This window comes from Hydrogenophaga sp. (genome assembly GCF_041913525.1).
Classification (GTDB): Bacteria; Pseudomonadota; Gammaproteobacteria; order Burkholderiales; family Burkholderiaceae_C; genus Hydrogenophaga.
Genome location: NZ_JAYSFD010000007.1, coordinates 33,950 through 47,192, shown reverse-complemented (window position 1 = coordinate 47,192; position 13,243 = coordinate 33,950). Strand labels below are relative to the sequence as shown.

Sequence of the window (13,243 nt, the reverse complement as noted above, 5' to 3'; positions counted from 1 at the left end):
AGAAAGGCTCAGAGGCTGAGCCAGCCGTACACCGCCTCGAAGTAGTTCATGGTGTCGTCGTAGGTCCAGTTGGCACCGGCGAACGGTGACCAGAAGCCCTGACCGTTCCAGATCTGGGCGCACTGCGACTTCGACAGCATCACGCGGTCGGGGTCGTTGCCCACGGCCACCGCAGACAGGAAGGCGGCCGTGACGTGACGGGCCAGCGCGGTGTTGTTCTGGTTGCCCGGCATGTCGAGCACCTGTTGCAGCGACTTGCCCGTGAAGAAGCCGTTGGGGTTTTGGGTGAACCCCGTGACGCCACCGATGAAGGCCGTCTTGGTCTTGAAGTTCTTCGGCAGGCCATCGTCGCGATTCTTCCAGAAGCCGTGGGAGGCGCAGGAATAGTCGTCTTTGATGATGCGGCCACGGCTCACCTGCATCTGCGCGGCGGTGAGCGACGAGAAGGACGAGGGACGCACGCAGCTGTGGCCACTGCCACCGGCCAGCACGGTGTTGCTCTTGAGGGCGGCCATCACCGGCGCGGCGCTCAGGCCGGCGCGCACCAGCCGGCGGCGGCTCAGGCCGTGTTGGGCGACGGGCTCATCCGAGGGCATTGAATTCTGGCGTTCGGTTTCGTTCATGGCTGTTCTCCTGCGCTTGGCACTGCCTCCACAGGACGTTCACAAATCAGAAGCAAGAAACTTGCCCAGACTGAAAACACCCTTGCAAGCGATTGATTTTCAATGGCTTTCTTTTACCCAATCGGATTGCGTACCACCTAGCTTGCTGCGGTTGTCAAATTCTTCGACACCGGCCTCACAAGCCCTTGCGCAACTCGGCCACCTCGGCCTGCTGCCCAAACTTGTCGCCCATGGCGGCCAGTTCGTCGAGCAGCGACTTGGCGCCCGACTTGTCGCCGGCTTTGATCATGATTTTGGCCAGGTTGAGCTTGAAGATGGGCACCGCCGGGCGCTGGGCCACGACTTTTTTCTGGATTTCCAGGGCTTTCTCGTGCTCGCCGCGGTCAGACAACACCACGGCCAAGGTGTCCTGGAAGGCGGGCTCGTTGGGTGCCGCGGCCACGGCCCGCTCGGCCATCTCCACCGCCTGCGGCTGCTTGGCCTGGCCCAGCAGCCAGGCCAGGTTGTTCAGGGCCACCGGGTTGCGGGGTTGCAAGGCCACCACGCGCTCGTAATGCGCCCGGGCTTCCACCGTGCGCTTGGCCGCCAGCGCCCGGTCGCCCAGGTACTGCGACACGGCCGCGTCTTTGGGGTTGGCCTTGATCCACTCCGAGGCCGCGCGCTCGGCCTCGGCGCCTTTGCCGTCCAGCGTGAGCGCGGTGTGCAGCTTGATGGCCAGCTCGGCGGTGGGCTGCTGCTTCAGGCCATTGCGGTAGGCCTGGGCGGCGGCGCCGAAGGCCTTGTTGAAGGAGTGCACGTCGCCCTCCATCACGTAGCCAGCCGCCGACTTGGGCCGCTGCTGCTGCACGGTTTTGGCCACGGCCAGGGCATCGCTGGCCTTGCCATTGCGCAGGGCCAGCTCGGCCAGGGCGCGCTGGGCCAGCAGCAGGTCGGGCTGCAGCTCCAGGGCCTTGCGCAGGCTTTGCATGGCCGCGTTCGGGTCTTTGTGGCGGGCCTGGGCATCGGCCATGCGCAAGTGCGGCAGGGGCGAGTTGGGCAACATGCCCTGCAACTTGCCGAAGGTGCTCATGGCCTGGTTGAACTCGCCCGCCGCGCTGTGCGCGCGGCCCAGGGCATCCAGCACCTCGGGCACGTCTGGCTGGGCCACGGCCGCGGCTTGCGCGGCCGACAGCGCACCCTTGGCGTCGTTCTGGCGCAGCAGGTGTTCCACCAGGGCGATACGGGGTGCCTTGTCGGTGGGGGAGGCCTCCACGGCTTTCTGCAGCAGTTCGGTGATCTCTTGCGGGGTGCCGCCCGAGGCCACCCTCACGTCGGCCAGCAGCAACCATGCGGGGGCGTTGGCGGGCTTGCGCTTCAAGGCCTCGCGCAGGCGCTGCTCGGCCGCACTGGCCTTGCCTTCGCGCACGTCCACCGCCGACAAGGCGGCCAGCGCTTCGTGGTAGTCGGCGTCCAGCGCCAGTGCCTGCTCGAAGGCGGCGCGGGCACCCGCCAAATCCCCCTTCTGCAGCAGAACGCGACCGCGCAGCTGCAGCGGCAGCGGTTCCTTGGGCTGCTTCTTGGCCAGGGCATCAATGGCGGCGAGTGCCTTGTCGAACTCGCGGCGCTGCAGGTGGGCGTTGATCAGGGCCAGGTCGGCCACGGTGCCTTCGTCCTTGGCGGCAATCGATTCCAGCGCCTCGAAGGCGGTGCCGGTCTGGCCGGCGGCCAGCTGGCTCAGGGCCAGGGTCGTGCGCTTGGCCGGATCGTTGGGGTCAAGCTTCACGGCGCGGGCGAAGTAGCGCTGCGCCTGCTCAGCATCGCCTTTCACCAACCAGGCCTGGCCAGCGGCGCCCAGCATGGCGGCGTCCACATCGGGACGGTTCAGGTCGGCCGGCAGCGTGGCGATGGCTCGGTCGGTCTGGCCGGTGCGCAGGTAGGTCATGACCAGCAGGCGCCGCGCCATGGGCAGGCTGGGGGCCAGTTGAATGGCGCGGGCCAGGTGGGTCTCGGCTTGCACCCATGCGCCGCTCTGGAACTCCACCGCACCGGCCAGCTCTTGCGCGGCGGGGTAGTTGGGCAAGGCCTTCAGCAAGGCCTGCGTGAGCTCGCGCGCCTTGGGCAGCTCGTTGCGCATCAGCGCGAGCTGTGCCCCCAGGTACACCGTTTGCGGGCGCCCGGGCGCCGCCTTCTCCAGCGCCTGCAGCGCGGTGGCGGCCTCGTCGAGCTGGCGGTTGAGCAGGTGCGCGCGCACCACGCCGGCCAGCGCATCGGCGCTGTTGGGGTTGCTCTTGGCGCCTGCCTGGAAGGCCGCCAAGGCATCGGGGGCGGCGCGGCGGGTGAGGAAGATGTCGCCGCGCAGCACCTGGGCGTCCGCGTCGTTGGGGTGCTTGGCCAGCAAAGCGTCCAGCTGGCCCAGGGCCCCGTCCAGGTCGCGCCCGATGGCTTTCTGCCGGGCCAGTTCAACCACCGCGGGCGGATGGTCGGGCTGCAGCTTCAGGGCCTGCTCAAGCGCGGCTTGCGCTTCTTTGGCCTGGCCTTGCTGGCGCCACGCGGTGGCCAGCAGGGTCTGCAGGGTGGCCTGGGCAGCGGCATCGTCCAACCGGGTGCTGGCGTACTGTGTGGTCACTTCCTTGGCCTGCCCTTGCGCCAAGCGGCTGCGCACCAGCCAGGGCAGCGCCTCGTTGGGCGAGGCGCCCAGGTCAAGCGCCTTCTGCAACTCGGTCTGAGCGCCCACGGCGTCGCCAGTGGCCAGCAAGGCGCGGCCCAGCAGCAAGCGGGCCTCGGCCAGGTTGGGGTCTTGCTGCAGGGCGTTCTTGAGCTGGATGACGGCAGCGGCGTTGTCGTTCTTGGCCAGGTAGTCGCGGGCAGAGCCCAGCATGGCGGCGGGGTCGCCCTTGCCGCAGGCGCTGAGTGTGAGGGCCAGGGCCAGGGCCACTGGGGCCAGGCGATGTGGGGCGAGCGAGGGTTTCATGGCGTCTCCTACGGACAGAGCTCACTTCATGCCGAAGCGGTGCATGAGGTCGTACAGGGTGGGCCGGCTCACGCCCAGCAATTCGGCCGCGCGCAAGACGTTGCCGTTGGAACGCGCCAGTGCTGCGATGACGGCTTTTTTCTCGGCCTCGTCGCGCACGGTGCGCAGGTCCAGCGAGGCGTCGCTTTCGGCCTCGGGAGCGGTCAGGCCCAGGTCGTCGGCGGTGATCTGGTTGCCGTCGGCCATGATCACCGCGCGCTTGATGCAGTTCTCCAGCTCGCGGATGTTGCCCGGCCAGGGGTGCGCCTCCACGGCGCGCACGGCGTCTTCGGCCAGGGTGAGGCTGCGGCGGCTGTGCTCGCTGGCGAAGCGCTTCACAAAGGCGTGCGCGAGCAGGGCCGCGTCGCCCACGCGCTCGCGAAGCGGCGGGATGTTCACCACGATCTCGGCCAGGCGGTAGTACAGGTCTTCGCGAAAGCGCCCTTCGGTGGTGAGCTGCTTGAGGTCTTGGTGGGTGGCGCAGACGATGCGTACGTCCACCGGAATCTCTTGGCGCCCACCCACGCGCTCGATCACGCGCTCTTGCAGAAACCGCAGCAGCTTGGCCTGCAGCGGCATGGGCAGGTCGCCGATTTCGTCCAGCATGAGCGTGCCGCGGTTGGCCGTCTCGATCTTGCCCACGGTGGTCTTGGCCGCCCCGGTGAAGGCGCCCTTTTCGTAGCCGAACAGCTCGCTTTCCAGCAGGTTCTCGGGAATGGCCGCGCAGTTGATGGCCACGAAACGCTCGTTGCGACGCGGTGAAGCCTGGTGCAGCCCCCGGGCCAGCACCTCTTTGCCGGTGCCGCTCTCGCCCAGCAGCATCACCGTGGCGTTGGCCGAAGCCACCTTCTCGATGGTGCGGCACACCTTGAGCATGGCCGGGTCGCGCGTGATGAGGCCACCCAGGCTGTCGGGCTGGCGCATGGCGTGCAGCCGGTTGTTCTCGGCCTGCAGCTCGGCCAGGCGCAGGGCGCGCTCCACCGTGAGGCCCAGCACCTCGGGCTCGAAGGGCTTGGCCAGAAAGTCGTAAGCCCCCATGGCCACGGCGCGCAGGGCATTGGCCTGGCCGTTCTGGCCGGTGAGCACGATGACCTTGGTGTCGGGCGCCTGCAGCAGGATTTGCTCCAGCAGCTTGAAGCCTTCGTCGGTACCGTCGGCGTCGGGTGGCAGGCCCAGGTCCATGGTGACCACGGGCGGCGCGAAGCGCCGCAGTTGCACCAGGGCGCTGTCGCGGTCATCGGCCGTGACGGCGCTGAACTGGTCCAGCGACCACTTGATCTGTTTCTGCAGCGCCAGGTCGTCTTCCACGATCAAGAGCTGCGTGCCTTTGTCTGAACTCATACCTCTCCCAAGGGGTGCAGGTCGCTGGTGGCGTAGGTCTCGATCAGGGGCAGCAGCAGGGTCACCACGGTGCCCCTGCCCTCTTCGCTGTCCACCTGCACCTTGCCACCCAGCTCCTGCACGTACTGAAAACTCTCGTAGGCGCCAATGCCCATGCCCGCGCTCTTGGTGGTCTGGAAGGGCTTGAACAGCCGCTCCTGCACAAAGGCCTTGGACATGCCCACGCCCTGGTCACCCACTTCCACGCGGGCGTGGCTGCCATAGCGCTCGACCTTGAGCCACACCCGCTGATCGGGTTGCGTGGCATCGAGCGCGTTGTTCACCAGGTGGCCCATCACGCGCTCAAGCCGCTCTTCATGACCGCGCGTGCTCACGTGGGGCTGCAGGTCCAGCTCGATGTGGCGCCCGCGCCGGTGCACGGCATCGGCCAGTCCGCGGGCAATGCGCTCCAGGTCAACCCCCACCGCCGAGCCCGAGGGCGACGCGCCTTCGCGCAGCTGCAACATGAGCTGGCGCATGCGCTCCAGCGAGTTCTCCACCGTCATGAGCATGTCGGCCTGGAACTCGGGGTTGTGGGCCAGGCGCTTGGCGTTCTTCATCATCAGTGAGAGCTGCGTGACGATGTTCTTCAGGTCGTGCACCACAAAGGCCGACATGCGGCTAAAGGCCTCGAACTTGCGCGCGTCCAGCAAGGCCTCGGTGGCCTGCATCTGGCCCAGGAAGCTGGCCGCCTGGCGCCCGGCGGTCTTGAGCAGATCGGTCACTTCCCAGTTCAGGTCAAGCGAGGTGCGCGGGCGGCCCAGCACCACAAAGCCCAGGAGGTCTTGCCCCAGCCACAGCGGCACCACCACCCAGGCCGCCGGCGTGGCCTTGAGCCAGTCGGGCAAGGGCAGGTGGTCGTAGCGCTGAGGCCAGCGCTCCAGTTCGGGCAGGCTCACCACCCAGCTCGTGCGCTGGATGAAGGCCAGCAGCGGCGAATCGTGCGGCTCGGTCTCGGCGTTGTGCGGCATGTTCCAGCACGCCACCTGGCGGTAGCTGGTCTCGCCGGGGCGGTGCAGCCACAGCGCACCCGAAGGGCTTTCCACCATGTCGGCCAGGCCGCGCACCACGTTGATGCCCAGGGCCTGCGGCTCGGTCTGGGCCGACAGCGTGCGGGTGAACTTGAGCCACTCTTCCCGGTAGTCGTAGCGGTAGCTGAAGAAGTGTTTGCCCAGCAGCACCCGCAAGCGCGCGCGCAACGAGCGCGACAGCACCACCGCCGCCAGCGCCAGCAAGGCCACGAACATCAGCGCCAACTGCAGTGCACGGCCCCAGTCGCTGCCGAAATAGCGCACGTAATAGCCCACGCCAGCCATGAACAGCAGGTAGCCGCCCACCAGCAAAAGGGCGGCCGAGTGGAACACCACCTGGCGCGAGACGCGGATCTTGGCGATCCAGTCGCGGTGGCGCGCGCTGGTGAGCATCAGCAAGGGCGTCACGGCCGCATGCGCCAGCCCGCGCACGCTCACCACGTCGGCGTCCAGCCCCTGGAACAGGGTGGATTGGGAAAACAGAAACACGTCAAACGCAAACGTGCCCACCAGGGCCAGGCCAATGGGCTTGGCGCTCCACAGCGCGTCTTCGGGCAGGTTGCGCAGCACCTGCTCCACCAGCACCAGGCCCACCACGGGCAGCAGCATCAGGCTCACGAACCAGGGCACGGGCGTCATGGGCACCGCGAACAGCGCCACCAGCGACAGCACCGGCAGCGCAAAGGCCAGGCGCCGCAGCCACACCGGCGCGGCCGCGCCGCTGGCCCGGAACAGGCCCACCAGAAACAAGAACCAGCCCGCGTAGCGGGCCACATCGGCCAGGTAGGCGATCAGGTGCATGCTGCCGCCTGCGGCCACCGACAAGGCCCACACCGCCGTGGCCACGGTGGCCAGCAACAGCCCGCGCCCGGCAATACCGGGCAAACCACGGCGCCACCACACCACCGCCAGGCCGGCGTACAGCACGGCGGCCAGCAGGTGCCCCCACACCAGGAGGGGTGTTGAGGTGTCCGTCATGGAGAAAGGGTGCGCAAGTGCGTCACCTTACTGAGCGCCCTTGCCGGTGAGCACCACGCCCACGGTCTCGAACAGCACCACCAGGTCAAGGAACAGGGAGTGGTTTTTCACGTAGTACAGGTCGTACTGCAGCTTCTCGATGGTGTCCTCGCGCGAGGCGCCGTACTGGTAGCTCACCTGGGCCCAGCCGGTCACGCCGGGCTTCACGCTGTGGCGCACCGCGTAGAAGGGAATGTCCTGCACGAGCTGCTCGACGAAGTAAGGCCGCTCGGGGCGCGGGCCCACCAGGCTCATGTCACCCGAGAGCACGCTGAAGAGCTGCGGCAGCTCGTCGATGCGCAACTTGCGGATGATGCGGCCCACCCGGGTGACGCGGCTGTCGCCGGCCGTGGCCCAGCGCGGCACGCCGTCTTTCTCGGCGTCGGTGCGCATGCTGCGAAACTTCACCACGTTGAAGGTCTTGCCATTCAGGCCCACGCGCTCCTGGCGGTACAGGATGGGGCCCGGGCTCTCCAGCTTCACGGCAAGGGCGGCCAGCAGCATCAGCGGCGAGCTGATGATGATGAGCACCAGGGCACCCACGATGTCGAACAGGCGCTTGACCGTGGTGCGGAAAAAGCCCTGGTTGAAGCCCTCGCCAAAAATCAGCCAGCCGGCCGAGGCCGACTCCAGCCGGATCTGGCCCAGGTTCTGCTCGAAATAGGTGGCCACGTCGGACACGCGCACGCCCTGCAGCTTGCAATCCAGCAGCTCGCGCATGGGCATGGCGCCGCCACGGCGCTCGGTGAGCGCCACCACCACCTCGTCCACCCCCTGGCGGCGCACCAGGTCGTCCAGCTTCTCACCGGCCTCCAGCTTGGCCCAGGTGGTGACCTGGTGGTCGGTCTCGTTGGGGCTGGCGTAGTAACCCACCAGTTCCACATTGGAGCTCGCGTGCGTGAGCGACTTGCCCACCGTCACGGCGCGCGGCCCGGTGCCGTACACCAGCACCTTGCGCCGCGTGAGCGACTTGGGCAGCAACTCGCCCACCAGCACGCGGTGCGTGAGCATGAAACCCGTGGTGCCCAGCACCACCAGGGCCACCCAGCGCATGTCGTACGACGGCTCCAGCGGCAGCAGCCACAGCACCCCCAGGGCGATCACCGCCGACACCACAAAAGAGAGCACCGCGCGCGCGCGCATCTGGGCAGAGGTTTTGCTGCGCCCGCGTTCGTAGAAGCCCAGCGCCGAGTTCACCAACAGCATGCCCAGGGCCATCAGCACGCCGCGGCTCAGGCCTTCAGAGATGAGGCGCCAGTCCAGATCAGACGAGGTGGACTGCACGAACAAGGCCACCATCAAGGCCCCCACCACCAAGCCCATGTCCAGCATGACCTGCAGCACCGTTCGGCGGTGGAAATAGTGGTTGAAGATCTTGATCAAAACGAATTCCCTGGTGTAGTGGGGTGTCGGCTGGCCTGACACCTTTGGTTGCGCCGGAAGAATAGCGCTTACTCCTAAGGGTAACAATCTTACGTGGCACTGCTTTTTGCCAATTTGTTCATGAAAAGCCCAATTGCGAGCAACTGAATCGCCCACAAAAGCATTACCCGCTGGAATTCCGTGACGCTGATCACAAAAGACAAGGCACCACACGCCACCACGCAGCCACCCAGCGCCCAGGCAATCGGGTCGCGCCGCCGCAGGCCGCGCCCCAGCGCAGCCGCCACCCAGACCCCCACACACAACAGGCCCAACACCCCCAACCACCCGCGCTCGGCCTTCAACTCCACCCACACACTGTCGGCGTGCCAAGGCTGGTAATAGCCGGTGGCCACCGGCACCCAGTGCGCCAGGCCTTGCGCAAAAGCCGGGTTGGCCAGGCGCTGCTGCCCGCCTGCGTCCCACAGCTCCACGGACTCAATGTCCACTTGCTGGCCAGTGTGCGCCGGGTACAGCGCCAGCCAATGAGCGCGCTCAATGCCCGGGTGCCTGGGTGACGGCAAACGACCGATGCGCACCGTGTGCCAGCCCGGCGCGTCCTCTCCCACACCGTCCAGCCGCAGCGATCGCCAGCGGCAATGCAGGTCGTGCAGCAGGTGGCGCTCGCACAGGCTCACCATCAGCCCCGCGCCCTCGCCGCTGGCCCGCACGCGCAAACGCCAGGGGCCCGGCCCCGGGTCGCCAAGCCGCTGCATCAGGGCCCAGCGGCTCAGCAGATCGGGGCGGGTGGGTGGCCCTTGCAGCCGCACCCGCGCCTGCCCCTGCTCGTCGGTCCATTGCGCAGCACCCGGCCATTCGCCACCGGCCACCTGCTGCCGGTAGCGGTCGGGCAAGCGCCCGGCGCCCATGCCCAACACCTGCTCGGCCAAGCCCTGCGGCAGCGCCAACACCGCGCCCCAGTGCGCCCAGCGCGCCAGCAAGTCGGCCTGGCCCCGGCCCATTCGCTCGGCCAGCGCCTGCCCACTCAGCCAGACCAGCCCCACCTGCAATGCAAGTGCCAGCCCCATGCACCACGCCGTCAGCGCCCCGCGCGTTGGTCGCCAGCGCCACGCCCAGGCCACGGCCGCCATGGTCAGCACGGCAATGAGCGTGGCCAGCACCACGCCACGCGAATACGTGACGAGCACGGCGTACATCGCCCCCCACCACAAGGCCAGGGCGACCCACCAGCGCCAGCCGCGCGGCGCCACCCACAAGGCCCAAGCGGCCAGGGGCACGGTGAGCGCCAGGTAAGCGTCGATGGCGCCGCCGCCCAGGTGCATGTCCCAGAAGGTGCCCACGCTGCGGTACGGGCGGGTGAAATCAAGCAGGCCGGTATACGCGGCGCGCTCCAGCAGCACGCCACCCACCACCCACACCAGGCCCGCCAGCAGACCCAGCAGCCAAGGCCTCAGCGCGTCCGGGCCCAGGCGCACCAGCCAGGGCGCCAGCACCCACAAGGCCAGCCAGCCCTTGGACTGGCGCAGCGCGTGCCAAGGGCTGCTGGCGTCGGCGTGCCAGGGGTCGCCGAGCCCGGCCAGTGCCGAGGCGTCCAGCCAGCCACGCACCAGCCCCACCCAGGCCAGCAGACCCAGCAGCCACCACAGGCCGTGAGCCACCCCCCCGGCGCGCATCTGGCGCGGCGGCGGGCGCAGCCAGGCACCAGCGGCCACGGCCAGCAGCAAGAGGTCTGCCTCGTTGACGAGGGTGTCGCCCGTCCAGGGCAGGAAGTCGAGCACCGGCAGCAAGGCGCCAAGCGCCGCCACGGCCCACAAGGGGCGGCGAGCCGCCATGGCCGCCATGGCCAACACGCTTAAAGTCGCGAGCCACGGCGCCACCGGGTGGCGCCAGGCCAGCGCCAGCCCGCCCAACAGGCACAGAAGACCCAGCAGGCCCTGCGCGCGCTGGGCCGTCAGCGTCAGACCAGCACTTCCGCGCACGGGGGGTGCCCCAGGAAGGCCTGCGGGCTGGCGCTTGCCCCATAGGCCCCCGACTGGAACACCACCACCAGGTCGCCCTCGTGGGCCGGCGCCAGGTCCACGCGCTCACCCAGCACATCCAGCGGTGTGCACAGCGGCCCCACCACAGACACGGTTTCGGTTTGCGTGGGGTTCACCTGCCGGCCCAGTGCCAGCGGGTAATTGCGCCGGATCACCTGGCCAAAGTTGCCCGAGGCCGCCAGGTGGTGGTGCAGGCCACCATCGGTGACCAGAAACACCTGCCCGCGCGATTCTTTGCGGTCGGTGACGCGGGCCACATAAACACCCGCCTCGCCCACCAGGTAGCGCCCCAGCTCCAGCGCCAGGCGGGCGCCGGGCCAGTCGCGCTGGCGCTCGGCCTCGATGCCCGCCAGCGCGGCCGTCACGGGCTCAAGGTCGAGCGCCTGTTCGTTGGGGAAATACGGAATGCCCCAGCCACCGCCCAGGTTCACGTGGCGAATGGGCGCGGGCACATCGGCGGCCAGGCGCTGCACCATGGCCCACGACTCGCGCAGGGCCTGGGCGATCAGGGCGCCCTTGAGGTTCTGCGAACCCGCGTACACATGAAAGCCCTCGAAGGCCAGGCCCGCGTGGCCGATGTCGCGCAGCAGTTGCGGCACGGCCTCGGCGTCCACCCCGAAGGGCTTGGCGCCACCGCCCATGCGCATGCCCGCGCCGCGCAGCTCAAAGTCGGGGTTCACGCGCACGGCCACGCGCGCGGGCAGGCCCAGGCGCTGGCTGGCCTCGGCCAGCACGGCCACCTCGCGGGCCGATTCCAGGTTCACCAGCACGCCGGCCGCCACGGCCTGCTGCAGCTCGGCGTCGCGCTTGCCAGGGCCGGCAAAGCTCACGTGGCTGGGGTCGGCGCCCGCGTCCAGCGCCACGGCCATCTCGCCGGCCGAGGCCACGTCCAGGCCGTCCACCAGCGGGCGGATGAAGCCCACCAGCGCGGGCATGGGGTTGGCCTTCACCGCGTAGTGCAAGCGCACGCCGGGCGGCAACGCGGCCCTGGCCTGGGCCACGCGCTGGCGCACACGCTCGCGGTCGATGGCATAGAAGGGGGTTTGCCCCACGCGGGCGGCCAGGCGCCGCAGGGGGAGCCCACCCACCATGAGTTCGCCCTCGGGCGTGGCGTCGAATCCGTTGATGGCTGCGTTCATTGGGGGGCCTTGCTCTGGTCGCTCTCGGCCTTCCAGCGCGGCCGGTCGAGTTTTCCGTTGGGGTTGCGCGGCAGCGGGCTGCGCTGCCAGTGCACGGCGGCCGGCACCATGTAGGCGGGCAGTTGCGCGCGGCAGTGCTGCTGCAGGGCGGCGGTGAGCTCGGCGTCGCTGCGCGCCGGTTCGGCCGGCACCGCGCCCACGTGGATCACCTGGCCCAGCACCTCGTGCTCAATGCCCACCGCCAGCACCTCGTGCACGAGGCCGCTGGCGTGAATGGCCTCTTCCACCTCGGTGGGGCTGACCCGGTAGCCCGAGGTCTTGATCATCTCGTCGCGCCGGCCCACGAAGTACAGGTAGCCCTCGGCGTCGCGTCGCACCGTGTCGCCCGAAAACACCGCCACCTCGGGCAAGGGGACGCCTTCGCGCCCCGGCACCAGCGCGGCAGGCAAGGGCCGAAAGCGCAAGGCGGTGTCGTCGGGCCGGTTCCAGTAGCCCTGCGCCACCAGCGGGCCGCGGTGCACCAGCTCGCCAGGCTCGTCAGGCGCGCACTCGGTGCCGTCTTCGCGCAGCACCAGAATCTGCGCGTTCGGGATGGCGCGGCCGATCGAATCGGGTCGGCGGTCCACCTCGGCCGGTGGCAGGTAGGTGGAGCGAAAGGCCTCGGTTAGGCCATACATGAGGTAAGGCAAGGCCTTGGGCGCGCGCTGGCGCAGGCGCTGCAGCGTGGCCCCGGGCATGCGCCCGCCCGTGTTGGCCCAGTAGCGCAAGCGGGCGGTGGCCTCGGGTGGCCAGTCGAGCGCCGCCAACTGGCCGTAGAGCGGCGGCACCGCCGTGAGGCCGGTGACGCCCTCGCGCGCCATGGCGGTGAGCACGTCGCGCGGCATCAGGTAATTGAGCAGCACCACCCGCGCGCCCACCAGTGCCGCCGTGGTGAGTTGGCTGAAGCCGGCATCGAACGACAGCGGCAGGGCCGCCAGCAATGTGTCCTCGGTCGTGTTGTGCAAATAGCTGGCCACGCTGGCGGCACCGGCCACCAGGTTGCGGTGCGAGAGCACCACGCCCTTGGGCCGGCCGGTGCTGCCCGAGGTGTAGAAGATGGCGGCGATGTCGGTGTCCAGCCGATCGGGCAATGGCTCGGGCTCGGCGGCTAGCAGCTCGCGCCAAGGCAACAAGGGCACCGGCGCCGCGACCACGCCCTCATCGCACAGCACCGCCTGGCGCAGCGTGGGGCACTGCGGCAACCATTCGTCCAGCGAAGCCAGGCGTTGGGCGGTGGTGATGAGCAGGCAAGCGCCCGCGTCTTGCACGATGTGGGCCACCTGAGCGGGCTTGAGCACGGGGTTGGCGGGCACCAGCACGCCGCCGGCGGCGGGCACACCATAGCTGGCCACCACGGTGGCGGGGCGCTTGTCGAGCCACACCACCACGCGATCACCAGCGCGCAGCCCTTGCTGGCGAAGGCCGGCGGCCAGGGCTTGAATGTCGCGGCCGAGGTCGGCGTAGGTGATGTGCTCAGACCCCGAGGTCAGGGCCCTGTGCTGAGGCCAGCAGTGTGCGGCGCGCAAGGGCAAATGGTGCAGCAGCGCAGGCAAATGCCCGGCCGCGAAATCGGGCGTGGGTGACATGCGCGGCATGTTACGCG

The 13,243-nt window shown here is 69.1% G+C and carries 8 protein-coding genes; all 8 read right to left on the bottom strand.

Going from position 1 to position 13,243, the window contains the following annotated elements; all coding sequences use genetic code 11:
* Positions 1-8: 8 nt before the first annotated feature.
* The 8 genes from ACE3RQ_RS10455 to ACE3RQ_RS10420 all read right to left on the bottom strand — a co-directional run bounded on the left by ACE3RQ_RS10455 (position 9) and on the right by ACE3RQ_RS10420 (position 13,235).
* Positions 9-623, bottom strand: a complete 615-nt coding sequence (locus tag ACE3RQ_RS10455; protein ID WP_374521919.1) for a hypothetical protein — start codon at positions 621-623, stop codon at positions 9-11.
* Between the two features lie 175 nt (positions 624-798).
* Complete coding sequence (gene prsT, locus ACE3RQ_RS10450; protein ID WP_374521918.1) at positions 799-3,573, bottom strand: XrtA/PEP-CTERM system TPR-repeat protein PrsT; 2,775 nt, start codon at positions 3,571-3,573, stop codon at positions 799-801.
* Between the two features lie 21 nt (positions 3,574-3,594).
* The gene (gene prsR / locus ACE3RQ_RS10445; RefSeq protein ID WP_374521917.1) at positions 3,595-4,953 is read right to left on the bottom strand and encodes a PEP-CTERM-box response regulator transcription factor; all 1,359 of its coding nucleotides are present in this window, start codon (positions 4,951-4,953) and stop codon (positions 3,595-3,597) included.
* Positions 4,950-7,001, bottom strand: coding sequence for an XrtA/PEP-CTERM system histidine kinase PrsK (gene prsK / locus ACE3RQ_RS10440; RefSeq protein ID WP_374521916.1), 2,052 nt, complete (start codon positions 6,999-7,001; stop codon positions 4,950-4,952). Before prsK ends, prsR begins: the two co-directional genes overlap by 4 nt.
* A 27-nt stretch (positions 7,002-7,028) precedes the next feature.
* Complete coding sequence (locus ACE3RQ_RS10435; RefSeq protein ID WP_374521915.1) at positions 7,029-8,423, bottom strand: TIGR03013 family XrtA/PEP-CTERM system glycosyltransferase; 1,395 nt, start codon at positions 8,421-8,423, stop codon at positions 7,029-7,031.
* Between the two features lie 89 nt (positions 8,424-8,512).
* The gene (locus ACE3RQ_RS10430) at positions 8,513-10,402 is read right to left on the bottom strand and encodes a hypothetical protein (protein WP_374521914.1); all 1,890 of its coding nucleotides are present in this window, start codon (positions 10,400-10,402) and stop codon (positions 8,513-8,515) included.
* A complete protein-coding gene (locus ACE3RQ_RS10425; RefSeq protein WP_374521913.1) occupies positions 10,381-11,601 on the bottom strand; it encodes a pyridoxal-dependent decarboxylase, exosortase A system-associated in 1,221 nt (406 codons plus the stop codon). The genes ACE3RQ_RS10430 and ACE3RQ_RS10425 overlap by 22 nt, the downstream gene beginning before the upstream one ends.
* Complete coding sequence (locus tag ACE3RQ_RS10420; RefSeq protein ID WP_374521912.1) at positions 11,598-13,235, bottom strand: acyl-CoA ligase (AMP-forming), exosortase A system-associated; 1,638 nt, start codon at positions 13,233-13,235, stop codon at positions 11,598-11,600. Before ACE3RQ_RS10420 ends, ACE3RQ_RS10425 begins: the two co-directional genes overlap by 4 nt.
* Between the last annotated feature and the right edge of the window lie 8 nt (positions 13,236-13,243).